Genomic DNA, 23,415 nt, shown 5'->3' on the forward strand with positions numbered 1-23,415 from the left:
GGAGACACCATGCCCGACCGGCCCAAAACCCCGCTTCTGGACCAGATCACGCGCCCCGCGGATCTGAAGGGGCTGACGGATGCCCAGCTGGTGCAGGTGGCCCACGAGCTGCGGCAGGAAACGATCTCTGCCGTCTCGGTCACCGGCGGCCACCTCGGCGCGGGTCTCGGCGTGGTGGAACTGACCACCGCGCTGCACGCCGTGTTCGACACCCCGCGCGACAAGGTGATCTGGGACGTCTCCCACCAGTGTTATCCGCACAAGATCCTGACCGGCCGCCGCGACCGCATCCGCACCCTGCGGATGAAAGACGGGCTCAGCGGCTTCACCAAACGCTCTGAGTCGCCCTTTGATCCCTTTGGCGCCGCCCACAGCTCCACCTCGATCAGCGCCGCGCTCGGCTTTGCCGTGGCCCGCGACCTTGGCGGTGTGATCCCAGAAGGCAACGGCGACGCCATCGCGGTGATTGGCGACGGCTCAATGTCGGCCGGCATGGCGTTTGAGGCGATGAACAACGCGGGCCACCTGGGTAAACGGCTGATTGTCATCTTGAACGACAATGAAATGTCGATCGCCCCGCCTGTGGGTGCGCTGTCCTCCTATCTCTCGCGCCTCTACGCGGGCGAGCCCTTCCAAGAGCTGAAGGCCGCCGCCAAAGGCGCCGTCTCGCTGCTGCCGGAACCCTTCCGCGAAGGCGCCAAACGCGCCAAGGATATGCTTAAGGGCATGGCGGTCGGCGGCACCCTGTTCGAAGCGCTTGGCTTCTCCTATCTCGGCCCCATCGACGGCCACGACATGGACCAGCTGCTGCCGGTCCTGCGCACCGTCAAGGCCCGCGCCACCGGCCCGATCCTGATCCATGTCCTGACCAAAAAGGGCAAAGGCTACGCCCCGGCTGAGGCCGCCCGCGACAAGGGCCATGCCACCGCCAAATTCGACATGGTGACCGGTGAGCAGAAAAAGGCGCCCAGCAACGCGCCCTCCTATACTTCGGTCTTCGGCAATGAGCTGGTGAAACTGGCCGCCAAGGACGACAAGATCTGCGCTGTCACCGCCGCCATGCCCGATGGCACCGGGCTGAACCTGATGGCCGAACGCTACCCCTCGCGCTGCTTTGACGTCGGCATTGCCGAACAGCACGGCGTGACCTTTGCCGCCGCGCTGGCCGCTGGCGGCATGAAGCCCTTTTGCGCGATGTATTCCACCTTCCTGCAGCGCGGCTATGACCAGGTGGTGCATGACGTGGCGATCCAGCGCCTGCCGGTCCGCTTTGCCATCGACCGTGCCGGTCTGGTCGGCGCCGATGGCGCCACCCACGCCGGCAGCTTCGACATTGGCTATATGGCCAACTTGCCGGGTATGGTGGTGATGGCCGCCGCCGACGAGGCAGAGCTGGTCCATATGGTCGCCACCGCCGCCGCCCATGACGACGGCCCCATCGCCTTCCGTTTCCCCCGCGGCGAGGGCGAAGGTGTCGAGATGCCCGAGACCCCGGAAGTTCTGGAAATCGGCAAGGGCCGGATGATCCAGGACGGCAAACGCGTGGCGCTGCTGTCCTTCGGCACCCGCCTGGGCGAGGTGCGAAAGGCTGCCGAGGCATTGGCGGCCAAAGGCATAACGCCCACCATTGCCGACGCCCGTTTTGCCAAACCGCTGGACCACAGCCTGATTCTGCAGCTGGCTGCAGACCACGAGGCGCTGATCACCATCGAAGAAGGCGCCGTGGGCGGTTTCGGCTCCCACGTCGCACAGCTGCTGTCCGAGGAAGGCGTGTTCGACAGCGGCCTCAAGTTCCGCTCAATGGTGTTGCCCGATACTTTCATCGACCAGGCCAGCCCGGCGGACATGTATGAAGTCGCGGCGATGAACGCGCCGCAGATCGAAGCCAAGGTGCTGGAAGTGCTGGGCGTAGCGACGATAGGCGAGAAGCGGGCTTAATAGCAGAACAATGGGCCCGCGCCTGCCTGGGCTGGCGCAGACACGCCTGCCAGCTGTGTGCGGCGTGTTAAAAAAACCGGTCACCTCACAGGCATACCTGTGAGCCCCAGATAGCTTTCTTTTGTTCAGCTTGCGCACCAATGCAGCGACCTTGTCGTCCCCGAGCAGGTAGACAGGCAGCTTGTAAGGGCAGACCACGGCAAAGTTCAACAACATGGCCCGTTTGGCAAAAACCGCGGGGTCAAACACGATGTCCGCTTTGGCTGCAAACGATTGCTCTTCCCAAATCTGATCCAGAACCCCAGGAAACTGCTTACTGATCCGCGCGTAAAGCCGCCCCAGCGTCCGGAAATTTAACAGAACAAAGACCAAATGCAGCCAGCCCATGCCCTAAACCCCCGGCGGCTCGGCAGGCGGCACAAAGCTTTCCATATCCTCGGCCTCCAGCACCGCGCACAGCCCCTCGCGATATGTGGGATACAGAAGCTCCACCCCCAACTCGTCTTTGATGCGCCGGTTCCGGACCCGCTTGTTCTCGCCGTAAAAGCTGCGCGCCATCGGCGTCATGCCGGCCTCGTCAAAGGGCACCTCGGCAGGCATAGGCAGGCCAAGCAGTTCCGCTGCATGGCCCAGCACATCCTGCGGCGGGGCCGGGTCGTCATCACAGACGTTGTAGATCGCACCCGGGCTGGGCTGCGCGATGGAGGCCGCCAGCACCTGCGCGATATCCTCCACATGAATACGTGAAAACACCTGTCCCGGCTTCACGATCCGCCGCGCCTTGCCCGCCATCAGCTTGGCAAAGGGACCGCGGCCAGGGCCGTAGATACCGGCCAGCCGGAAGATATGCAGCGGCAGACCCGGGATCGCCTGCCAGTGCGCTTCCGCCTTGACCCGCCAGTCGCCGCGCTCGCTGGAGGGCCTCACGGGCGTGGCCTCATCCACCCAGGCGCCGCCGTGGTGCCCATAGACGGCGGTGGTTGAGAGATAGCCGGCCCATTCCAGTTCCCGGGCCGCGGCAAGTTGGTCACCCATCGCTGCCAGCAACGGATCGCCGTCCGCATTGGGCCCGATCGAGCTCAGAACATGCGTCACCCCATCCAGCGGCACTGACTGCCCCGGCCAGGCGATCATCTCCACCCCTTCGGCTTCCACCACCTCGCGCGAGGTGCCGATGACCCGCCATCCCTGCGCCAGCAGGCGCGGGGCAAGGGCACGGGCCGTGTATCCAAATCCAAGGCAGAGCAGCGTTTTTTTCATGTCTCCTAGATGCGTTGGCCGGTCCGGCGGCGCAAGGGTTGATTCGAATCCTCATCCGCCTTTTCATACCCCGTATGGACAAGCAGAAACCGGGACTTTCGAACGCATACGCCCTGCAGACCCCCGCCGGTTCCAAGCAACTGTACGGAGACTGGGCCAGCACATATGATCAGGATTTCGCTGCCGGGCAGGACTACCTGCTGCCCGGATTGACTGCCAAGGCTTTTGCCGCCGCCGGGGGAACAGGCCCGGTGCTGGATGCCGGCGCAGGCACTGGCCTCTGCGGCCAGGCGCTGCAAGCGCTCGGAATTGAGCCTGTTGACGCCACCGACATCAGCGCCGCCATGCTGGCCGAGGCCCTCCGCAAGGATGCCTACCGCGACGTGATCGAGGCTGATCTTCTGGAAGGCATCCCGGTGCCGCGCGGCTTCTACCGCGGTGTGGTGTCTTCCGGGACTTTCACCCACGGGCACCTCGGCCCCGAAGTGCTGCCTGCCCTGCTGCGAGTGGCCGCACCCGGTGCCTGGTTTGCTCTGTCGGTGAATGCAAAGTTCTATGAAAAGGCTGGGTTTGCAGACGCCTTTGACCGGCTGCTCCAGGGGCAATGGATCAAGAGCCTCACCTTGCCGGAATTGCGTATCTATGGCCCCGGCGCCACCGGCACGCACAGGAACGACACCGCCCTGATCGCCTTGTTTCAGAAGGTGTAAGCCCGCCTGTTCTTTCCGGGTCAAAGACGGCCGAAGGCCGCCATGCGCCAGCATGGGCACAGCTCCTTGAGACGGAATGAACAGGAAACGCGCTCGAACTGGCTGCTTGAGGAGCAGACCTGCTCCTCAAGAGCTTCTCAGTGGAAAGAAAGCGCCGGGCCGGGCCCAACTCTGCAGGGGACATCTTCAGATGTTCCTAAGCAGGCGGGAGTTCTGCTTCAGCGCCCCTTCCAGATCGGATCGCGTTTTTCGGCAAAGGCACGGGCACCTTCCAGATTGTCCTCGGAACCATAAAGCACATCCACCGTCTGCAGCTGGCGCTGCGTGATGCGGTTCATGGCATCCTGAAACTTTGCGTCCTCAGCGTCGCGCACGATTTCCTTAATCGCCGCATAAACCAGCGGCGGGCCGGACGCGAGCAAGCGCGCCAGCTCCCAGGCGCGGTCCATCAGTTGGTCCGCCGCCACGATCTCATTCACCAGGCCCCAGCGGCTGGCTTCCTCAGCATCGAACCAGCGCCCGGTAAGCAAAAGCTCCATAGCGATGTGATAGGGGATGCGCTTGGGCAGCTTGACGCTGGCTGCGTCCGCAACGGTGCCAGAACGGATTTCCGGCAGCGCAAAACTGGCATGATCTGCCGCAATGATCATGTCTGCCGAAAGCGCCAGCTCCAGCCCGCCGCCGCAGGCGATGCCGTTCACCGCGGCGATCACCGGCTTGTTCATATCGCGCAGTTCTTGCAGCCCGCCAAAGCCGCCAACGCCGTAATCGCCATCCACAGCATCACCATCTGCGGCCGCCTTCAAGTCCCAGCCCGGGCAAAAAAACTTTTCGCCGCCGCCGGTCAGAATCGCCACCCGCAATTCCGGGTCATCGCGGAACTCGCGGAACACGCCCCCCATCACCCGGCTGGTCTGAAGGTCGATGGCATTGGCCTTGGGCCGGTCCAGCGTCACTTCCAGAATTGCACCGTCACGGCGGGTTTTCACTGGGCTGTCGGTCATCTCAAATCCTCCTGGCATGGTCCATGCCGTTTCTGCTTCAGGCCGAAGCCTCAGTATTTCCTGCGCATCAGCGCATCCGCCGCCACCGCATCCGAGGGGGTACAGAGCAGCGGGTTGATCTCAATCTCTTCCAGTCCCACGGCGTTTTCGATCACGTACGCCTCGACGGCACCGATCGCCCGCAGGATTGCGTCGCGGTCCGCCGCCGGGGCGCCGCGGTAGCCGTCCAGCAGTTTTGCGATGCGCAGCGACTTGAGTGCGGTCTCAATCTCTGCGTCCGAAGTCGGCAGCAGGAAAGAGGCGCTGTCCTGCATCAGCTCGGTCAGGGTGCCGCCCGCGGCCAGGGTCATGACAAACCCATGCGCCGGGTCCTTGACCACGCCGATCAGCAGCTCGGCCACCGCGCCGGTGACCATTTCCTCCACCAGGAAGTGCGAAGCCGGCATGTTGAATGCCGCATCACTCACCTCCTGGCCGGAGTTCAGGTTCAGCGCCACGGCGCCTGCCTCCGTCTTATGCGCGACGCCTTCGCCCTTCAGCACCACGGGAAAACCGACATCCACCGCCACTGCACGGGCATTGGTCGCAGAGGCTGCCCGCTTGGAGCGCGGGACGCGCAAGCCATAGCCGGAAAGCTGAAACTTGGCTTCGGCCTCGGGCACCAGATCCGGCTCCACCGCAGGTGTCGGCAGCAGCAGCGGCTGAGGCACGTCCGGCAGCGGCATACTGGCGGCCTCGCAAGCCGCAATGGCTTCGCTGAGACCGCAGAATGGTACCACGCCCGCCGCCATCAGCCGCGCCGCCACATCTTCGGGCAACAGTTCCGGCAGGGTTGCCACCAGGCCGACATTGGCACCGGTGGTCTGATGCGCGCCAATCGCCGCCTGAATGGCGCATTCCCAATCCGACGCTTCACAGCGGTCGCCGCGCGGGAAGTCGGCAATCAGCATGGTCATCGCCAGCTGCGGGTCCATCATTGCGGAGAACGCCTTGGTCATCGCCTCCGTGTCGCGCCAGATATAAGTGTGGTAATCAAGCGGATTAGCCAGCGCCACCATCGGGCCTAGTGCTTCCCGCAGATCCGACTTCTGCCGCCCGTTCAGCGGCGGAAACTCCACGTCCCGACCATGGCCGGTATCCGCGGCCAGGCTTGCCTCCCCGCCGGAACAGCTGATGGTTGCAATGCGGTTCGAGGGCAGCCGCCCTGCTGCATGCAACAGCTTCAGCGTTTCCAGGAAGGACGGCAGGTCATCCAGACGCGGAATGCCGAGACGTGAGAGCAAAGCCCCGGCCCCCGCGTCGCCGCCCGCAAGCGAGGCGGTATGAGAAACAGTTGCAGCCTGGGCCTCGGCCGATTTGCCGACTTTCAGCGCGATGACCGGCTTGCCCAGTTCACGGGCGCGGGCCGCCAGTGCCTCAAAGGCGCGCAGATCGCCAAAACCCTCGATATGCAAGCCCAGCGCGGTGACACGGTCGTCCTCCAGCAGCGCCTGGCCAATTGCGGCAATGCCGGATTGCGCCTGATTGCCCGCGGTCACCACATAGGCCACTGGCAGGCCGCGCTTCTGCATGGTCAGGTTGATCGCGATGTTGGAGCTTTGAGTGACCAGCGCCACGCCTTTCTCCGCCCGCGCGCCGCCATGCTGGTCCGGCCACAGCAGCGCACCGTCCAGATAGTTGATGAAGCCATAGCAGTTGGGCCCGAGGAAGGGCATATCGCCCGCCGCTTCCAGCAGCAGCGCCTGCAGATCGGCACCCTCGGCATCCTCAGCCGCTGCCTCAAGGAACCCGGAAGCAAAGCACACCGCCCCGCCTGCGCCGCGCGCCGACAGCGCCCGCACCACCTCGATCGTGATGAAACGGTTCACCCCGATAAAGGCTGCATCCGGTGTTTCCGGCAGGCTGTCCACATCCTTGAAGGCAGGCAGGCCTGCGACTTCTTCGGCCTTGGGGTGGACGGGCCAGATGGTGCCCTCGAACCCCATCTTCTGGCACTGCTCGATCACCAGGCGGCACCATGCGCCGCCGCCGATCACAGCAATGGTTTTCGGGCGGAAAAGCCTGTTTAGAGACTGCATTTGATCTTATTCACCGGTCTTGCCGCGGTCCAGATGGCCGAGGTCTTGTTCAGGGTTGATCCGGTCGCGCACGCGGGTTTTCAGCTCATTCACATCAGGAAAGCCGCCGTCCCGTTTGCGTTCCCAGACCAGCTCCTTATCAACATGGATCTCAAAGATCCCGCCCAAATCTCCGGGAACCAATGTCACCCCGCCCAATTGGTCCTGGAAGGTCTGCAGCAGCTCCTGCGCCATCCAGCCCGCCCGCAGCAGCCAGTTGCAGCCGATGCAGTAGGTTATGGTAACAATTGGTTTCCCGGTTTGGGTCATGGATCAGCCTCCGACGGCGCGCAGCATCTCGCGGCTGATGATGTGCCGTTGGATTTCACTGGTGCCCTCCCAGATACGCTCGACCCGCGCATCGCGCCAGATACGTTCCAGCGGCAGCTCGTCCATCAGGCCCATGCCGCCGTGAATCTGGATTGCCTCGTCAGCGACAAAGGCCAGCATCTCGGTTGCCTTCAGCTTGGCCATCGACATATCGCTCTCGGTGACCGTGCCCTGATCGAACTTCCAGCCGGCTTCCCACGTCAGCAAGTTCGCCGCCTTCAGCTCCAGCGCCATATCAGCCAGCTTGAAGGAGATGCCCTGGAATTTGCCGATCTGCTGACCGAACTGCTTGCGCTCGGCGGCGTATTCGATCGAGTGCTGCAGCGCCCGTTCGGCGCGGCCCAGGCAGGTGGCCGCGACCTGCAGGCGGGTGGCGCCCAGCCAGGTGTTGGCCACCTCAAAGCCCTTGTCGACCTCCCCCAGAATGGCCGAGGACGGCAGGCGGCAATCGTCGAACTCTAGCACTGCATTGGTATAGCCGCGGTGGCTGACGTTGCCGTAGCCATCCCGCACCTCAAATCCTGGCGTGCCCTTGTCAACAAAGAAGGCAGTGATCTTCTTTTTTGGGCCGCGCGGTGTTTCCTCAACCCCGGTGGCCATGAAGCAGATGGCGAAGTCGGCGATATCGGCGTGGCTGATGAAATGCTTGGTGCCGTTCAGGATCCAGTCGTCGCCGTCCTGGCGCGCGGTGGCCTTCATGCCGCGCAGGTCGGACCCCGCGTCCGGCTCGGTCATCGCCAGGCAATCCCATTTCTCTCCCTTCATGCAAGGGTAGAGATACTTCTCTTTCTGCTCATCCGTACCGGCCAGCAGGATGTTTGACGGGCGCGCAACACCGGTCCAATGCAGCGCATAATTGGCGCGGCCCAGTTCCTTTTCATACATCAGCCACGACAGCGTATCGAGGCCGGCACCACCTGCTTCCTCAGGCATGTTGGCGGCATAAAGCCCCGCTTCCATCGCCTTTTTCTGCACATCACGGATCACATCCATGTCCAGATGGCCGGTGCGCTCGATCTCCGCCTCATGCGGATACAGCTCCTTTTCCACAAAGGCGCGGGTGGTCTCGACGATCATCGACTGTTCTTCGGTCATCCCGAACTGCATGGCGGTCTTCCTTCGGCAAATCTGTTGATGGTCAGAGTAGGCGCCTTGCGCCCCCGCATCATGCGAAGTTAGAATAAATCATGCGAAGTTGGACAAAAGATAGCGCTGCGGCGCAGCAACTTGATGTGCTGCTGTTTGATGCCTTCTCAGCCCATTGCCTGGCCAATACGGTCGAGCCGCTGCGCGCCGCCAACACCTTTGCCGGGCGGCAGGCCTATGCCTGGCGGTTCCTGACGCTGGACGGCGGGCCTGCAGTGTCTTCTTCGGGGATGGAGGTGCGGGCGCATGGGCGGCTGGCGGAGTGCAGCGGCGATCTGCTGATTTCGATGCCGTCCTATGACTTCCTGCGCCATGCCACGGTGGCAACTGCCCGGGCGCTGAAAGCCGCGGCACGCCGCTACAAGGTGCTGGCAGGGTTCGACACCGGTGCCTGGCTGCTGGCGGAGGCAGGTCTTTTGGACCGGCGGCGGGCAACGATCCACTGGGAGGAACTCAGCCGTTTTACCGAGGCCTTTCCTGAGGTCCAGGCCGAACGCAAAAGGCAGGTCTGGGACGGCAACCGCGTCACTTGCACCGGAGCCCTGGCGGCCTTTGACACGATGATGGAACTGATCGGCGAACAGCACGGTGCAGCGTTGCGGCTGGAGGTGGCGACGCTGTTCATGAGCCCTGAGGCCACCGAAACCCAGGATCCGATCCTGGCCCGCAGCAAGTCCGTTGCCCGCGCTGTGGCGGTGATGCAGGCCAATCTGGAGGCGCCCTTGCCCATCGCAGCGGTCGCACGCCAGGCTGGGCGCAGCCAGAAGGATCTGGAAGCCCGGATGAAGACGGAACTCGGCGCCACACCGCAGGCTGTTTACCGGCGCCTGCGGCTTATCCAGGCCAGAAAGCTTGTGTTAGAGACGGACTTGAGCGTCTCCGAGATCGCCCTGCGCTGCGGTTATGACGACCCAAGCGCACTGACGCGGGCTTTCAAGGCAGAGTTTGGTGTCACTCCGCGGACCTTGCGCAGCGGCGGGCAAATTGCCCACCCTGCATAGGGTGGGCGGTGCCGCCCACCGCCACTGAAGCTCAGACCTGTTTGGCCGCCATCCACAGGTTCAGCCGCCACAGCCCCCAGGCCAGCGGGATCGCCGCCAGACCGCCGATCACATAGGCCAGCGGCTCATCCGCAAAGGATTCGAACATCTGCGTGTAGCCATGGATCGCGGCAAAGGTCAGCGCCGCATTGAACAGCCCGCGCTGGTGCCGCTGTGCCGCCCAGAAGATCACCGCGGCCAGCACCGCAGCCCACAGGACCGAATAGAGGTTTTCAGAGATGAACAGCGCACCGTCGCGGAAGGCATCGCGCGCGGCTGAGTAGCTCTCCCAATCCTCGTAACCATCGCTGTAGCGGCCCGGCCCCCAAACGGTTTCGCCCACCACATCGCCCCAAAGCGAGCCGACAAGGGCGCAGAGGTTCGCAACGACAAACCCCAGGATCGCCAGAATGCGCAGGTGCCGGGCATAGCGCTCAGCCAGCCGGGACGCGCCCCAGACGCAAAGCACGATCAGCAGCACCATCTGCAGGATCGTCAGCGTCGATTCCGGCGAATAGAACACATAGGCCGCGTGGAAATAGCTGGTGCCGGTCTCCAGCATCTGGGCAAAGGGCGCAATCGCCAGCGCAGTGACAAAACGCACGTCTACTTGCCAGCCTGCCAGGGCCAGCGCCGCCGCGTAATAGAGCAACGCCAGGTTCCGCAGCGGCGAGCCGATGCCGTACTGCTGAAGCAGCAGCTCAATCCCAGCCAGATGCATCGCCAACCCCATCAGCAGGATCGCCCCCAGCACAAAGCCCGCCGACCAGGCCCCGTGCCGCCAGCGCCAGGTGCAGATCAGAGCGACCAGCGCACCGCCGGGCATCATGATCCAGCCGGCAACATCCTCATACTTGTCCACCAGCTCGATCGAGGCGCCGCCCAGCAGCATTCCCGCCCCGATCAGCGTGGCGGAGTTGCCGAACATCCGCAGCATCTCGCCACCGCGCGCCAGCACCGCCAGCCCGCCGCCCAGCATCAGGATGCCCGTGACAGCCACCGCCATCGGATCAGCCAGCCAGAAGATAAACCCGGAGGTCGCCGCGATGATTCCGAAACACAAGATCGCATTCACCGCCAGCGAGACCATCACCTCGCGCGAGCGGGCTTCGATCCTGCGGGCCTGATCCGGGGTCAGAACCCCCTCTTCAACCAGGGCAGTTGTGTCGGCAATGGCGTGCATCAGCGGTCCCTCGCGGCATCCCAATGGGTCCGCCCAGCATGGACCGGCCTGCACCTTGTGAAAAGGGGAGGAATTCCCGGCGCTTACCCCTTGGGCCGGCTAGGCACCCAAGCATAACCGTTTTCACACAGGATATAGGCCTCGCGCAGCCCGTGCGGCTTGTCTGTTGGCTCTTGCAGAATGGTGAATCCCGCTGCCTCCGCCCGTACCGCGGCGTCATCCGGATCGGTGTCATACAGGCGGATCTCGATCCCCGCCCCGCGCGGCGGGTTCTCCGGCAGCAGGTTCAGCAGCGGATTCTCCGCATAGGTGCCGTCGCTGTGCAGCTGAAACACCTGGCTGCCATAGGTGACGATGGCAAAGTCCTTGGTGACCTGATGGGCATTCAGGCCGAAAACAGTCTCTAAAAAGGCTACTTCTGCCGGAACATCCCGCACCAGCAGATTGATCCCGATCCCGCGCAAGGAGCGGCCAAGGCTGTCCGCATCTGTTGTTTCATAATCCATGAGCCCAGTCTTCCCCGGAAACCCTCTTGCGGCAACGCCAAATGCGCCAGCCTTCGGCGCCTTTCCACCACCGGTATGAAGCTTTGATGGCAATGCAAGCAATCCGCTTGCCTTCCCGTCCGCAATCGGAACAATTGGAATATGTCAGAAAATATTTTTCCGAGCTGGCCCGACACCGCCCCGCAATTGATCGAAGTAGCCGCAGGCCGCGCGCTGGCGGATACAGTGATCCGGCAGGGGATCTGGGTCAATGTTCACACCCGCGAGCAGCTGCCGGGCCATGATATCGCCATCGTGGCCGGCCGCATTGCTTATGTCGGGCCTGATGCCTCTTATTGCACCGGGCCTGAGACGCAGATCATAGAGGCGAATGGCCGCTACATGATCCCGGGCCTCTGCGACGCCCATATGCATATCGAGAGCGGTATGCTGACCCCGGCGGAATTCGCCCGTGCTGTGATCCCGCATGGCACCACCTCAATGTTCACCGACCCGCATGAGATTGCCAATGTGCTGGGTCTGGACGGGGTGCGCTACATGCATGACGAGGCGCTGATGCAGCCGGTCAACATCTTCACCCAGATGCCCAGCTGCGCGCCCTCGGCACCAGGGCTGGAAACCACCGGCTATGAGATTTCCGCCGAAGACGTGGCTGAAGCGATGAACTGGCCCGGCATTATCGGCCTGGGGGAGATGATGAACTTCCCCGGTGTCGCAAATGCCGACCCCAAGATGCTGGCAGAAATCGCCGCCACCCAGCGCGCAGGCAAGACCGTGGGCGGCCATTATGCCTCTCCCAATCTTGGCCCTGATTTCGCCGCCTATGTGGCCGGCGGCCCGGCGGACGACCACGAGGGCACCTGCGAGGCCGACGCCATCGCCCGTGTGCGCCAGGGGATGCGGTCTATGATGCGGCTGGGCTCGGCCTGGTATGACGTCGAAAGCCAGATCACCGCGGTGACGGAAAAGGGCCTGGATCCGCGCAACTTCATCCTCTGCACCGACGACTGCCACTCCGGCACTTTGGTCAACGACGGCCATATGAACCGGGTGGTGCGTCACGCCATTGCCTGCGGCTGCGATCCTGTCGTGGCCCTGCAAATGGCCACCATCAACACCGCCACCCATTTCGGGCTGGAGCGTGAGATCGGCTCCATTACGCCCGGGCGCCGTGCCGATGTGATCCTGACATCGGATCTCACTGAGCTGCCCATCGAACTGGTGGTCGCCCGCGGGCAGATCGTGGCGGAATCAGGCTCTATCAAGGTGGATTGCCCGCATTACGACTGGCCCGCCAGCGCCCGCGGCACCGTGCATCTGGGCCATGAGCTGACAGCCAGGGACTTTGAACTCGCCGCGCCTGAGGGTGCCAATGCGGTTACTGCCAATGTAATCGGTGTGGTCGAAAATCAGGCCCCGACCAAGGCACTGCAGGCGGAGCTGCCTGTGGTGGACGGGCTGGTCGAAGGCAGCGGCGATGTCTGCCAGATCGCGCTGGTCGAGCGCCACCGCGCCACCGGCGGCGTCACCAACGCCTTTGTCTCGGGCTTTGGCTATACCGGCAAGATAGCGATGGCCTCCACCGTGGCGCATGACAGCCACCACATGATCGTCGTCGGCACCGACCGCGCGCAGATGGCGCTGGCCGTCAACCGCCTGGCAGACGTGGGCGGCGGCATCACGCTGTACAAGGATGGCGAGGAGCTGGCGCTGGTCGAGCTGCCGATTGCCGGCCTGATGTCTGACAGCCCCGCCACCGAGGTCGCCGCCAAGGCGCAGAAAATGGTCGAGGCAATGGAGGCCTGCGGCTGCAGCCTCAACAACGCCTATATGCAGCACTCGCTGCTGGCGCTGGTGGTGATCCCGGAACTCAGGATTTCCGACCTGGGCCTTGTCGACGTCCGCAGCTTCCAGAAAATCCCGGTGATTGAGACCGCTCAATGATAACAACAAAACACCCCGGCCATCCGCCGACCGAAAGTTTCAACGACGCAACCGAAGCAGTGGACCGGCTGGAGCTGCTGTACCGGCAGGCCACCGGCTTCATCTGCGAGGAATTCAGCCGTGCAATGACCGACGGTGCGCCGGACAACCAGCGCATCCGCGCCTATTACCCGGAGATCCGGTTCTCCACCACGAGTTTTGCCCAGGTAGACAGCCGCCTCAGCTTTGGTCATGTCTCTGCGCCTGGCACCTATGCAACCACGGTGACGCGGCCGGACCTGTTCCGCAATTACCTGATCCAGCAGATCAACTTGCTGATCCGCAACCACGGCCAGCCAGTGACCATTGATGTCTCTAAGACTCCAATCCCGGTGCATTTTGCAGTTGCTTCGCGTCCTGACCTGACAGTGCCGCAGGACGGTGCAGCCGGGTTCACCCTGCGCGACGTATTTGACGTGCCGGATCTGTCGACCACCAATGACGATATCGTCAACGGCACCTATCAGCCGCCTAATGGCACCGGACCGTTGGCTCTGTTCACCGCGCAGCGCATCGACTACTCGCTGGCACGGCTCAGCCATTACACTGCCACCAGTGCCGAGCATTTCCAGAACCACGTGCTGTTCACCAATTACCAATTCTATGTTGCCGAATTTGAAGCCTACGCCCGCGCCCAACTGGCGGATCCCGAGTCCGGCTATACCAGCTTTGTCAGCACCGGCGACCATGAGATCACAGATCCTTCGGCAGCGATTCCGGAAATCAGCAAGCTGCCGCAGATGCCCACCTATCACCTGAAGCGCACGGACGGAGGCGGCATCACCCTGGTCAACATCGGTGTCGGCCCGTCCAATGCCAAAACCGCCACCGATCATATCGCGGTGCTGCGCCCGCATGCCTGGCTGATGGTCGGCCATTGCGCAGGCCTTCGGAACACTCAGGCACTGGGAGACTTTGTACTGGCACATGGATACTTGCGCGAAGACCACGTGCTGGATGACGACCTGCCGGTCTGGACGCCGATCCCGGCGCTGGCGGAAATCCAGGTCGCCCTCGAGGAGGCGGTGGCCGAGATCACCGAATACGAGGGATTTGACCTTAAACGGATCATGCGCACCGGCACCGTCGCCACCATCGACAACCGCAACTGGGAATTGCGCGATCAGTCCGGCCCGGTACAGCGCCTGTCCCAGTCCCGCGCCGTCGCTCTGGACATGGAAAGCGCCACTATCGCCGCCAACGGCTACCGCTTCCGGGTGCCCTACGGCACGCTCCTGTGCGTCTCTGACAAGCCGCTGCATGGGGAGCTGAAGCTGCCCGGCATGGCCTCGGACTTTTACCGGACACAGGTTGCGCGGCATCTGCAAATCGGCATAAGAGCGATGGAGCGGCTGCGCGGAATGCCTTTAGAGCGGCTGCACAGCCGGAAATTGCGCTCGTTCGATGAAACGGCCTTCCTCTAGGGCTGTTTTTTGCAGTTTTCCTAGAAAAAATGCCTATTTTCGCCTGCCCAGCGCCCACAAGAAGTTGTGTTATCATACAACATAACGATAATATCCGGCGATGAGGCCCCAGAGTTCGGGCAGTTTAAGGAGACGAAGAATGTCCAAACCGATGACCAAAACCCAGCTTGTTGCCGCTCTGGCTGACGAAATGGGCAGCGACAAGAAAGTCGCAGGTTCCGCCCTGGAAGCGGTCTGCTCGCTGATCACCCGCGAAGTGTCGGGCGGCGGTGCCGTGACTCTGCCGGGCGTCGGCAAGATCTACTGCCGCGAGCGCCCCGAGCGCGAAGTGCGCAACCCGGCCACCGGCGAGAAGTTCACCAAAGAAGCCGACAAGGTTGTGAAAATGACCATTGCAAAAGCGTTGAAAGACAGCGTGAACGGCTGATACCGGCGATAAACCGGACGGTTTCAGGGCTGCCCCCGCGGGCGGCCCTTTTCTTTTGCCCGGATGTTTCCCGGGTGCGGAAAAGCTTCGCCCGCGGCCGCAGCGTTGCTGCTTGCCAACAACGCCCGTCAAGCGCAATCTGCCGTCACACCCGAGGAGGGCTGCTGCATGACTGAAGTGAACCTGATGCTGATCCTTGGGGCCGCTCTGCTAGCCGGTGCCAGCCCCGGCCCCGCCACGCTGACCATTGCCGGCACCGCCATGCAGCGCGGCCGTGCTGCCGGGCTGGCCCTGGCTGCCGGCGTCAGCAGCGGCTCGCTGATCTGGTCGGTCTCTGCCGCCTTTGGCCTTGGGGCCGTGATGCTGGCCAATGCCTGGATCTTTGAGGTCGTTCGCTATTTCGGTGCAGGCTACCTGATGTATCTCGCGCTGCGCTCGGCCCGTTCCGCGCTGCACCCCGGAACCCCGGAACTCAAGGCTTCCGCGGCGGTATCCTTGCGCACAGCTTTTGCCAAGGGACTGGCCTTGCATCTGACAAATCCCAAGGCGGTGCTGTTCTTTGGGTCGCTTTACGCTATCGGCATCCCGCCCGGCACTGAACCATCAGCGCTGCTGACGGTGATCGCCGCCATCGCCGTGCAAAGCACGCTGATTTTTCATGGTTACGCACTGCTGTTCTCCAGCAGCGCAGCCACCCGGATATATCTGCGCCTGCGCCGCGTGTTCGAGGCAGTGTTTGCCGCCGCTTTTGCCACCGCCAGCTGGCAGATCTTTGCGGCCAGGCTCAGCTGACAGGTCTTGACCCTATGACACAATATCCGGAGGGTCCGCAGCAACTGAGAGGAATTCACAATGGACGGACGTGCAATTGCCATGGGGTTGGCTTTCGCCCTGATGTGGTCTTCGGCCTTCACTTCGGCGCGGATCATCGTGCAGGATGCTTCACCGCTGTTCTCCCTTGCGGTGCGATTCCTGATCTCCGGCCTGATCGGCGTCGCAATTGCCCGCGCTATGGGGCAAAGCTGGCGGCTGACGCCGGGCCAGTGGCGTGCCACGGTGATCTTCGGTATCTGCCAGAACGCGCTCTACCTCGGCCTCAACTTCGTCGCCATGCAGTGGATCGAGGCCTCGCTTGCCGCGATCATCGCCTCCACCATGCCCTTGCTGGTCGCACTGGCCGGCTGGGCGCTGTTCGGCGAGCGGCTGCGGCCCCTGGGCTACGCCGGATTGGCGGCGGGCGTCCTCGGCGTGGCACTGATCATGGGCACCCGCCTCAGTGCCGGGGTGGACCTGTTCGGTGTGGCGCTCTGCGTGATCGGCGTGCTGGCGCTGACCACTGCAACGCTGGCTTTGCGCGGCGCCACCTCAGGTGGCAATTTCATGATGGTAGTGGGGCTGCAGATGCTGATCGGTTCCGCCATCCTGTTTGTCGCCGCACCGCTGACCGAAGATATTTTTGTGAACCCCACATGGCGGCTTGCGGCGGCCTTTACCTATACCACGGTGGTGCCGGGGCTGATGGCCACTCTCATCTGGGTGATGCTGTTGAACCGCATCGGCGCGGTGCGGGCCGCCACTTTTCACTTCCTCAACCCGGTGTTTGGCGTGGCCGTTGCCAGCGTTCTGCTGGGTGAAAAACTGGGCCCGCTCGATGTGCTTGGCGTGACAATTGTTACTGTCGGCATTCTCGCGGTTCAGCTTGCCCGCCGCCCCACCCTGCCGCCAGCAGCGCTCTCCCGCGCGGCAAAGCCGGGCTGACGCCCGTCTCTGCCCCTTGGGTCGGCACGCCTGGCGGCGTGCCGACCCGTTGCAACCCGCCGCGCTTCCGCATTATTCTGGCCCTCAATGACCAAACAGGAGGACGCAGCATGAGCGCGCAATTGACCCAGGTGCTGGACGCCATCGACGCCGCCAATGCCCAGGATCCCAGCCTGGAGGACGGCCAGCCCGCCGCTCTGCTTTACGGCCAGCGGATGAGCTCGGAACAGTCCCGCCTGTTCCCCGATGCCAATGAGCCGCTGCAGATCGCCGCCCGCGGTCAGCATGTGGAGCGCTGGAAGCTGCAGCGCGGCGCCTTCCCGGAAGGCCGCGCGGGCTACCTCGCCTGGCGCAAGGCCGAGGCGGATCACCACGCCGGCGTGGTCACTGCCCTGATGCAGGAGGCAGGCTATGGTGCCGGCGATGTGGACGCCGCCGCCCGCATGCTGCGCAAGGAGGGCATCAAACGCGACGACCAGGTGCAGGCGCTGGAGGACATCATCTGCTTTGTCTTCCTGAAGTGGTACTTTGAACCCTTTGCCGCCAAACACCCGGCAGAGAAGGTCCAGCGCATTGTTGAAAAGACCGCCCGCAAGATGTCGGCGGAGGCCCGCGCCCGGGTGCTGGGCGAGTTCACCCTGCCCGCGGAGCTGGCCGGCGCCTTCGCCGCCTGAGCAAACCCCGCCCCCGCACACGGCTTTGCGAGCCGCCTGTAACAGGGCATTGCATTTGCGCCCTCACACCCCATGTTCTGCGACAAGAAAACAGGCGGGAGGACACCATGACCAAATACACAAAAAATCCGGACGCCATTGCCGCCCTCTCCGAGGAAGAGTTCTATGTGACCCAGAACGCGGGAACAGAACGCCCCGGCACTGGCAAGCTGCTGAGTAACAAGGAGCCTGGCATCTACGTCGACATTGTCTCGGGCGAGCCGCTGTTTGCCTCCTCCGACAAATATGAATCGGGCTGCGGCTGGCCCAGCTTCACCAAACCCATTGAGACAGCACATGTGCAAGAACTGGAAGACCGCACCCTCGGCATGATCCGCACCGAGGTTCGCTCTACCCATGGCGACAGTCACCTCGGCCATGTCTTCCCTGACGGTCCGATGGACCGGGGCGGCCTGCGCTACTGTATCAACTCCGCCTCCCTGCGGTTTGTCCATCTGGATGACATGGAGGCAGAGGGCTATGGCGCCTACATCAACCAAGTGGAGGTCGTGAAATGAGCACCACCGAACGCGCCGTCCTTGCAGGCGGCTGTTTCTGGGGCATGCAGGAACTGATCCGCAAGCGCCCCGGCGTCATCAGCACCCGCGTCGGCTATACCGGCGGCGACGTGCCCAACGCCAGCTATCGCAATCACGGCACCCACGCCGAAGGGATCGAGATCATCTTCGACCCCGCCGTCACCTCCTTCCGGGAGATGCTGGAGCTCTTCTTTCAGATCCACGACCCGACCACCCTGAACCGCCAGGGCAACGATCTGGGGATGAGCTACCGCTCGGCGATCTACTACGTGGACGAGACGCAAAAAGCGGTGGCCGAGGAGACCATCGCCGATGTCAACGCCTCCGGCCTCTGGCCCGGCAAGGTGGTGACAGAAGTCGAACCTGTTGGCGACTTCTGGGAGGCCGAGCCTGAGCATCAGGACTACCTGCAGCGGCTGCCCACTGGCTACACCTGCCACTTCGCGCGCCCCGACTGGGTGCTGCCGAAACGCAACGCTGCAGCGGAATAGGCTCTAATAAGGCAGCTCAAACCCCCACCGTAATCGCGCGGGGGTTCTTTCACGTGCCGGATCCCCAGAAAACATCCCAGCTTCTTCTGGCCCCATGCCTCCGGCAGCAGCCTATTATTCAGCCGCCACCCGCGGCCGCCCGCTGGCTTCCACGGTCAATGTCCCCTCGACAAACACCTGCCGCGATTCCACCTGCGCGGTGCGGATATCCCGCTCCACATGCACGTGTATGTCCTCGGCGCCGGCTGCTTCCGCCGCACCGCGGGCCTCTTGCGCCAGTGCCGCCTCCAGCGCCGCCAACGCCTCGTCCGAAGCCGGGAAATCCGCCGGTCCGCTTTCCAGGTGCACCCGGTACTTGCCCTCCGAAGGCGAAGTCACGGTGCCGCTGCGCCGCATAGTGACCCGGCCCACTACCGCGCCAATGGCGTTGGCAACGCCCGCGTGCTCCGGCAGGATCATGTTGCAATGCAGACGCTCCCCCACCGCCGGGTAATAGCTGGGAGCAGAGGCGCCAAGCCCGACAACATCCACGTTCAGCGCCGCATTCAGCGCCAGCAGCCCGCGGTGCTTTGCCAACCCTTTTTGCATCAGCACATGCCGCGCCAACTGTTCCGCGGGCAGACCGAAATCTTCGGCCTCCTCGGAAAAAGCAGATTCTAACAAGGTCATAGCGGTCTGTTCAGTCAGCTGATCAATAATCATCTGCGCCAGCTTTTCTGCATCTTTAGCCACCATGTCGCCGCTGCCCACCCGGCGCCGGGCAAACAGCGTCAGCGCCTTCTCTGCCGCTTCCCGGTCCCAGGCATCAACGCGGCCCAACACATGACTGGCGTCCGAAGGCGTCACACCGGAGACCTGCACCAGCCCGCGATCCACCAGCCGACCCAGCGAGCCGTGCTCCATCCGGGTGCGCAGGATCTGGCCCAGCGGGTGCACCTGCATCCCGATCCGCGCCAGCAGCCCGGCCTCCCGCTCGCTCAGGCCCGCCACCGGCACCCCCGGCACTGCACGCACGAAACGCCCGTCAAACTCGCCCACAGTGGAGTTTCGCTGCTGCTCGTCCAGCGCTGCATGCACAACCTCCGGCGCATCTGTCGCGATCAGAGACACCGGCACCACCCGGCGTGGTCCCAGGGTCAACCCGCCTGACAGCCCGCTGGTGACCAGATGCACCTGGCTGTCGCCGCCCAGGCCGGTGGTGCGCATCGCCACGGCTTCGACCATTGTGCGAAAGGCACCGACTCGCGCGCCCGCCGGATCAATCGCCGGCTTGCCGTCCTTGATCAGCGCCACATCTGTCGTGGTGCCGCCAATATCGCTGACCAGCGCATGATCCACCCCGGTCATCCAGCGCGCCCCAACGATCGAAGCCGCCGGCCCCGATAGAATGGTTTCGATCGGCCGCTCCCGCGCCTGCTCTCCGCTCATCAGCGCGCCGTCGCCGCGCACCACCATCATCGGCGCCTCGATGCCAAGGTCCAGCAGCGTGTCCTGTGCCCGACCGATCAGACGGTCGATCATGCCAATGAGACGGGCATTCAGCACGGCTGTCACCGCCCGCTTCGGCCCGTTCAGTTTGGCCGACAACTGGTGCGAGCAGGTGGCCGGAGCGCCGGTCAGTTCGTGAATGATCCGTGCCGCCTCAACCTCATGCGCCGGGTTGCGAGTGGCAAAGACCCCGGCGACGGCAAAACCCGTCACCCCCTGGCCTTCGGTGCGCAGAAACATCTCCAGCGCTTCCGTATCCAGAGGCGCCGCCTCGCTGCCCGCATGGGTGTGGCCGCCGCCAATCACCAGCGCCGGATCCCCTTTCAAAGCGTCCCGCAGCCCGTGCCGGTCGAGATCCGACTCGGCAAAACCGATGTAAATCAGCGCCACCCGGCCGCCCTGCCCCTCGACCAGCGCATTGGTGGCCAAAGTGGTCGAGAGCGCTGCCAGAGATACTTCCTGCGGCTGCACCCCGGACTGCTCCAGCACCGCCCGGATCGCACCGCCGACGCCAATCGCCAGATCCTGGCGCGTGGTCAGCGACTTGGCCGAGGCTATTACTTCCTTCTCGTCGCGGATCAGCACCGCATCCGTATAGGTTCCGCCCGTGTCCACACCCAGCAACAGCGCCATACTCAGCCCCTTCAATCTCTGTTCGCCGGACCGGGTGTAACGCCTATTTGCGGCCCGTCCATCCTGTTTGCGTCATGAAAGCTGTTGAACCGCCCATCGCGCCGCGTCCGCGACTGCCGGATCAGGGTCCTCCGTCAGCCCGCACGCCACGCCCCGCAGTTCCGACTGGCAGGAGTTACCGATGGCATACAAAACATTACGCACAAACCTGTCCCGCCCGATGCGTTTTATCGGCGAGCCGGAGAACATTGCGCGGAACGCTGCGTCATCCAGCACCGCTAGTTCTGCCAGCTTCGGCGCTTTCAGCTCCTCCCGCGCGGCATAGCGCATGTCGCTGGCGGCCACTGCAAACTTGTTCCAGGGACAGGCTGCCAAGCAGTCGTCGCAGCCATAAATCCGGTTGCCCAGCTTGCCGCGCAGCTCTTCGTCGACCACCCCTTTGTGCTCGATGGTGAGGTAGGAAATGCAGCGCCGCGCATCCACCTGGTAGGGTGCCGGAAAGGCATCGGTCGGGCAGCTGTCCAGACAGGCCCGGCAGGACCCGCAGCGGTCCCGCTCTGCCTCATCCGCCGGCAGCTCCAGTGTGGTGAAAACAGACCCTAAAAAGGCCCAATTCCCCCAATCCCGGCTCACCAGATTGCTGTGCTTGCCCTGCCAGCCCAGCCCTGCCGCCATGCCCAGCGCTTTCTCCGGCACCGGCGCAGTGTCGACAAAGACCTTGACCTCGCATTCCTCCCCGGCCTCGGCAATCAGCCAGCGCGCCAGCCGCTTCAGCCGCTTCTTGACCAGGTCGTGATAATCCTTGTTGCGGGCATAGACCGAGACAGCTCCGCGGTCCGCCTGGCCCACCACTGCCATCGGGTCCTCGTCCGGCGTGTAACTCTCCGCCAGCATGATCACCGACCGCGCATCCGGCCACAGCTGCGCCGGATCGCCTCTCCAATGGGTGCGCTCCGCCATCCAGCCCATCTGCCCGTGATATCCGGCTTCCAGAAACGCCTGCAGGCGCCCGGGCACCTGCGGCACCTCCCACGGACGGCAGATCCGGCAGGAGACAAACCCCTCAGCCAGTGCTTGTGCCACCAGCCGTTCTTTCAGCGCTGCACTCATCTTCTTTCTGGTCCCAAATACCTCGGGGTGAATTGGGTCAAAGGCCCAAGAGGGGCAGCGCCCCTTGCCCCGTTGATATCAGAAATCCAGATCAGTGTAATGCGGCGGCGGGCGGAAGCCCGGCACCTGATCCGCCAGGATCGACCGGAATGCGGGCCGCGACTTGATCTTGGCGTACCAGTCCTTGACCACCGCCGAGCGGTTCCAGTCCACATCCGAGATGTAATCCAGCGACGACAGATGCGCGGCAGCGGCAAAATCCGCCAGCGTCATCATGTCCCCCGCCAGCCAGCGCCGGTGATCCAGCAGCCAGGCCATGTAATCCAGGTGGTACTTGATCGCCTTGGCTCCGGCCTTGACGTTGCGGCTGTCCGGGTAGCCTTCGCCAGTGATTTTCTTATTCACCCGCTCATAGAGCAGCTTCGAGGTCACCTCGTGATGGAACTTGTCGTCAAACCAGCTCACCAGACGGCGCATCTCATAGCGGCCCTCAGCATCCTTGGGCATCAACGGCGGTTCGGGCCGGACCTCTTCCAGATATTCGCAGATCGCAGCACTTTCAGCCATCATTTGGCCATCCAGCCGGATCACCGGCACCTTGGCCGCTGGGTTGCGGCGCAGGAAATCGGGATCCTGCTCCCAATACCGTTCCTCGACCAGTTCAACCTCGATCTTTTTTTCCGCCAACGACAACCGCACCTTGCGGCAATAGGGGGACAACGGAACGTGGTACAGGCGAGCCATGGCTAAGGGGTATCTCCAAAAACAAAACAGCGGATGCCCCAGCAATGCCTTGGCCGGTGCAAAGATTCAATCCTCGAAACATTCCGCCCGCCCGTCTGCGCGAATGGTAGCCGCACCATCGGCGATCTGTGCGGCGCGGCGCTGCACGAAACCGCTGGGCCGGCGGGCAGAGCGATCTTTGGGATTGGGCAGCACAGCGGCAATCAGCGCTGCCTGACGCGCGCTCAGCTGATCCGGGCCAACACCGAAGTATTTGCGCGCAGCAGCTTCGGCGCCAAACACACCTTCGTCCATTTCGGCGACGTTCAGATAGACCTCCAGGATGCGCCGCTTGCTCCAGACGATTTCCACCGCCGGGGTCAGCAGCGTCTCCAGCACCTTGCGCGGCCAGCTGCGGCCCTGCCACAGGAACACATTTTTCACCACCTGCTGCGAAATGGTCGAGCCGCCGCGGGCGCCGCCCGCCTCGATCGCCGCCTGAATGGCACGCGCATCAAAGCCCCAATGGCGGCAGAACTGCGCATCCTCGGCCGCCACCACCGAGCGCGCCAGCACCGGCGCAATCTCCTTCAGCGGCACCCACATCCGGTCCACCTCCCCCAAACGGCGCTGCTCGGCCCAGATGGTATGGGTGATCGGCGGGTTCACCACCGAAAACAACAGGATGAGGCAAGAAAAAACCGCCGCAACAGCCAGCACCACGCGCAACAGCCAGCGCCGCAGCCAGCGAAGGGGTTGTACCTTCAGCTTTACTGCCTTCTTGCTGCTCTTGGCTTTCTTCTTTTTCGCAACTGCCTTTGCCATGCCCTTCTATAGGCCAGGATGCCCCCGGCAACCAACCGCCAAAAAGAAAACCCCGCAAGCATTTGCC

At 63.4% G+C, this 23,415-nt stretch carries 22 protein-coding genes; 11 read left to right on the forward strand and 11 right to left on the reverse strand.

Features of this window, described 5'->3' with window-relative positions:
• Positions 1-9: 9 nt before the first annotated feature.
• On the forward strand, positions 10-1,938 hold the full coding sequence (gene dxs, locus A2I95_RS21020) for a 1-deoxy-D-xylulose-5-phosphate synthase (protein ID WP_291732934.1): 1,929 nt from the start codon (positions 10-12) through the stop codon (positions 1,936-1,938).
• 390 nt (positions 1,939-2,328) lie between these two features.
• Here dxs and A2I95_RS21025 read toward each other — a convergent pair whose 3' ends face one another.
• The gene (locus A2I95_RS21025; RefSeq protein ID WP_291732936.1) at positions 2,329-3,198 is read right to left on the reverse strand and encodes an SDR family oxidoreductase; all 870 of its coding nucleotides are present in this window, start codon (positions 3,196-3,198) and stop codon (positions 2,329-2,331) included.
• A gap of 74 nt (positions 3,199-3,272) precedes the next feature.
• On the opposite strand from A2I95_RS21025, the gene A2I95_RS21030 reads away from it, so the two are divergent.
• Positions 3,273-3,908 (forward strand): class I SAM-dependent methyltransferase, encoded by a 636-nt coding sequence (locus A2I95_RS21030; RefSeq protein WP_291732938.1) that lies wholly within the window; start codon positions 3,273-3,275, stop codon positions 3,906-3,908.
• A gap of 218 nt (positions 3,909-4,126) precedes the next feature.
• Here the strand turns inward: A2I95_RS21030 and A2I95_RS21035 are convergent, their stop codons facing one another.
• Genes A2I95_RS21035 through A2I95_RS21050 form a run of 4 tightly spaced genes read right to left on the reverse strand, consistent with a single transcriptional unit; the run spans position 4,127 to position 8,466 of the window.
• Complete coding sequence (locus tag A2I95_RS21035; RefSeq protein WP_291732940.1) at positions 4,127-4,912, reverse strand: carnitinyl-CoA dehydratase; 786 nt, start codon at positions 4,910-4,912, stop codon at positions 4,127-4,129.
• Positions 4,913-4,962: 50 nt separating this feature from the next.
• A complete protein-coding gene (locus A2I95_RS21040; protein ID WP_291732942.1) occupies positions 4,963-6,990 on the reverse strand; it encodes an acetate--CoA ligase family protein in 2,028 nt (675 codons plus the stop codon).
• Between the two features lie 6 nt (positions 6,991-6,996).
• On the reverse strand, positions 6,997-7,299 hold the full coding sequence (locus A2I95_RS21045; RefSeq protein ID WP_291732944.1) for a SelT/SelW/SelH family protein: 303 nt from the start codon (positions 7,297-7,299) through the stop codon (positions 6,997-6,999).
• Between the two features lie 3 nt (positions 7,300-7,302).
• The gene (locus A2I95_RS21050) at positions 7,303-8,466 is read right to left on the reverse strand and encodes an acyl-CoA dehydrogenase family protein (protein WP_291732946.1); all 1,164 of its coding nucleotides are present in this window, start codon (positions 8,464-8,466) and stop codon (positions 7,303-7,305) included.
• Between the two features lie 80 nt (positions 8,467-8,546).
• On the opposite strand from A2I95_RS21050, the gene A2I95_RS21055 reads away from it, so the two are divergent.
• Entirely contained in the window at positions 8,547-9,506 is a 960-nt protein-coding gene (locus A2I95_RS21055; RefSeq protein ID WP_291732948.1) for a GlxA family transcriptional regulator, read from the forward strand.
• Between the two features lie 31 nt (positions 9,507-9,537).
• On the opposite strand, the gene A2I95_RS21060 is transcribed toward A2I95_RS21055, so the two are convergent.
• Together A2I95_RS21060 and A2I95_RS21065 are read right to left on the reverse strand one after the other, a co-directional pair.
• On the reverse strand, positions 9,538-10,728 hold the full coding sequence (locus tag A2I95_RS21060) for a hypothetical protein (RefSeq protein WP_291732949.1): 1,191 nt from the start codon (positions 10,726-10,728) through the stop codon (positions 9,538-9,540).
• Positions 10,729-10,811: 83 nt separating this feature from the next.
• Positions 10,812-11,234, reverse strand: coding sequence for a VOC family protein (locus tag A2I95_RS21065; RefSeq protein ID WP_291732952.1), 423 nt, complete (start codon positions 11,232-11,234; stop codon positions 10,812-10,814).
• Between the two features lie 141 nt (positions 11,235-11,375).
• Between A2I95_RS21065 and ade the strand changes: the two genes are divergently transcribed.
• The 8 genes from ade (at position 11,376) to msrA (ending at position 18,569) form a co-directional block, all read left to right on the forward strand.
• Entirely contained in the window at positions 11,376-13,178 is a 1,803-nt protein-coding gene (gene ade / locus A2I95_RS21070; RefSeq protein ID WP_291732954.1) for an adenine deaminase, read from the forward strand.
• Positions 13,175-14,641 (forward strand): AMP nucleosidase, encoded by a 1,467-nt coding sequence (locus A2I95_RS21075; RefSeq protein WP_291732956.1) that lies wholly within the window; start codon positions 13,175-13,177, stop codon positions 14,639-14,641. The genes ade and A2I95_RS21075 overlap by 4 nt, the downstream gene beginning before the upstream one ends.
• A 139-nt stretch (positions 14,642-14,780) precedes the next feature.
• Complete coding sequence (locus tag A2I95_RS21080) at positions 14,781-15,068, forward strand: HU family DNA-binding protein (protein WP_027256921.1); 288 nt, start codon at positions 14,781-14,783, stop codon at positions 15,066-15,068.
• 168 nt (positions 15,069-15,236) lie between these two features.
• Positions 15,237-15,860 carry a LysE family transporter gene (locus A2I95_RS21085; protein WP_291732960.1) on the forward strand — a complete coding sequence of 208 codons (624 nt, stop codon included), beginning with the start codon at positions 15,237-15,239 and terminating at the stop codon, positions 15,858-15,860.
• A gap of 60 nt (positions 15,861-15,920) precedes the next feature.
• Positions 15,921-16,826, forward strand: coding sequence for a DMT family transporter (locus A2I95_RS21090; protein ID WP_291732963.1), 906 nt, complete (start codon positions 15,921-15,923; stop codon positions 16,824-16,826).
• A gap of 110 nt (positions 16,827-16,936) precedes the next feature.
• On the forward strand, positions 16,937-17,500 hold the full coding sequence (locus tag A2I95_RS21095; RefSeq protein ID WP_291732965.1) for a DUF4202 domain-containing protein: 564 nt from the start codon (positions 16,937-16,939) through the stop codon (positions 17,498-17,500).
• Positions 17,501-17,607: 107 nt separating this feature from the next.
• A complete protein-coding gene (gene msrB, locus A2I95_RS21100; protein WP_291732967.1) occupies positions 17,608-18,057 on the forward strand; it encodes a peptide-methionine (R)-S-oxide reductase MsrB in 450 nt (149 codons plus the stop codon).
• Entirely contained in the window at positions 18,054-18,569 is a 516-nt protein-coding gene (gene msrA / locus A2I95_RS21105; protein ID WP_291732968.1) for a peptide-methionine (S)-S-oxide reductase MsrA, read from the forward strand. The genes msrB and msrA overlap by 4 nt, the downstream gene beginning before the upstream one ends.
• Before the next feature lie 114 nt (positions 18,570-18,683).
• Here the strand turns inward: msrA and A2I95_RS21110 are convergent, their stop codons facing one another.
• The 4 genes from A2I95_RS21110 to mtgA form a co-directional block, all read right to left on the reverse strand.
• The gene (locus tag A2I95_RS21110) at positions 18,684-20,690 is read right to left on the reverse strand and encodes a hydantoinase/oxoprolinase family protein (RefSeq protein WP_291732969.1); all 2,007 of its coding nucleotides are present in this window, start codon (positions 20,688-20,690) and stop codon (positions 18,684-18,686) included.
• Positions 20,691-20,762: 72 nt separating this feature from the next.
• Positions 20,763-21,800 (reverse strand): tRNA epoxyqueuosine(34) reductase QueG, encoded by a 1,038-nt coding sequence (queG, locus tag A2I95_RS21115; protein WP_291732971.1) that lies wholly within the window; start codon positions 21,798-21,800, stop codon positions 20,763-20,765.
• 78 nt (positions 21,801-21,878) lie between these two features.
• Positions 21,879-22,544, reverse strand: a complete 666-nt coding sequence (locus A2I95_RS21120; RefSeq protein ID WP_291732972.1) for a glutathione S-transferase family protein — start codon at positions 22,542-22,544, stop codon at positions 21,879-21,881.
• Between the two features lie 66 nt (positions 22,545-22,610).
• Positions 22,611-23,348 (reverse strand): monofunctional biosynthetic peptidoglycan transglycosylase, encoded by a 738-nt coding sequence (gene mtgA, locus A2I95_RS21125; RefSeq protein ID WP_291732973.1) that lies wholly within the window; start codon positions 23,346-23,348, stop codon positions 22,611-22,613.
• Between the last annotated feature and the right edge of the window lie 67 nt (positions 23,349-23,415).

The organism is Leisingera sp. F5 (assembly GCF_001593695.1).

Bases quoted from the DNA above. Each gene is read 5' to 3' on its own strand.
- A2I95_RS21090 (WP_291732963.1), top strand. From the start codon at position 15,921: ATGGACGGACGTGCAATTGCCATGGGGTTGGCTTTCGCCCTGATGTGG.
- msrB (WP_291732967.1), top strand. From the start codon at position 17,608: ATGACCAAATACACAAAAAATCCGGACGCCATTGCCGCCCTCTCCGAG.
- mtgA (WP_291732973.1), bottom strand. From the start codon at position 23,348: ATGGCAAAGGCAGTTGCGAAAAAGAAGAAAGCCAAGAGCAGCAAGAAG.
- A2I95_RS21035 (WP_291732940.1), bottom strand. From the start codon at position 4,912: ATGACCGACAGCCCAGTGAAAACCCGCCGTGACGGTGCAATTCTGGAA.
- A2I95_RS21050 (WP_291732946.1), bottom strand. From the start codon at position 8,466: ATGCAGTTCGGGATGACCGAAGAACAGTCGATGATCGTCGAGACCACC.
- A2I95_RS21095 (WP_291732965.1), top strand. From the start codon at position 16,937: ATGAGCGCGCAATTGACCCAGGTGCTGGACGCCATCGACGCCGCCAAT.
- A2I95_RS21085 (WP_291732960.1), top strand. From the start codon at position 15,237: ATGACTGAAGTGAACCTGATGCTGATCCTTGGGGCCGCTCTGCTAGCC.
- A2I95_RS21075 (WP_291732956.1), top strand. From the start codon at position 13,175: ATGATAACAACAAAACACCCCGGCCATCCGCCGACCGAAAGTTTCAAC.
- A2I95_RS21025 (WP_291732936.1), bottom strand. From the start codon at position 3,198: ATGAAAAAAACGCTGCTCTGCCTTGGATTTGGATACACGGCCCGTGCC.
- A2I95_RS21030 (WP_291732938.1), top strand. From the start codon at position 3,273: ATGGACAAGCAGAAACCGGGACTTTCGAACGCATACGCCCTGCAGACC.
- A2I95_RS21060 (WP_291732949.1), bottom strand. From the start codon at position 10,728: ATGCACGCCATTGCCGACACAACTGCCCTGGTTGAAGAGGGGGTTCTG.
- msrA (WP_291732968.1), top strand. From the start codon at position 18,054: ATGAGCACCACCGAACGCGCCGTCCTTGCAGGCGGCTGTTTCTGGGGC.
- A2I95_RS21040 (WP_291732942.1), bottom strand. From the start codon at position 6,990: ATGCAGTCTCTAAACAGGCTTTTCCGCCCGAAAACCATTGCTGTGATC.
- A2I95_RS21045 (WP_291732944.1), bottom strand. From the start codon at position 7,299: ATGACCCAAACCGGGAAACCAATTGTTACCATAACCTACTGCATCGGC.
- A2I95_RS21080 (WP_027256921.1), top strand. From the start codon at position 14,781: ATGTCCAAACCGATGACCAAAACCCAGCTTGTTGCCGCTCTGGCTGAC.
- A2I95_RS21055 (WP_291732948.1), top strand. From the start codon at position 8,547: ATGCGAAGTTGGACAAAAGATAGCGCTGCGGCGCAGCAACTTGATGTG.
- A2I95_RS21065 (WP_291732952.1), bottom strand. From the start codon at position 11,234: ATGGATTATGAAACAACAGATGCGGACAGCCTTGGCCGCTCCTTGCGC.
- A2I95_RS21110 (WP_291732969.1), bottom strand. From the start codon at position 20,690: ATGGCGCTGTTGCTGGGTGTGGACACGGGCGGAACCTATACGGATGCG.
- ade (WP_291732954.1), top strand. From the start codon at position 11,376: ATGTCAGAAAATATTTTTCCGAGCTGGCCCGACACCGCCCCGCAATTG.
- queG (WP_291732971.1), bottom strand. From the start codon at position 21,800: ATGAGTGCAGCGCTGAAAGAACGGCTGGTGGCACAAGCACTGGCTGAG.
- A2I95_RS21120 (WP_291732972.1), bottom strand. From the start codon at position 22,544: ATGGCTCGCCTGTACCACGTTCCGTTGTCCCCCTATTGCCGCAAGGTG.
- dxs (WP_291732934.1), top strand. From the start codon at position 10: ATGCCCGACCGGCCCAAAACCCCGCTTCTGGACCAGATCACGCGCCCC.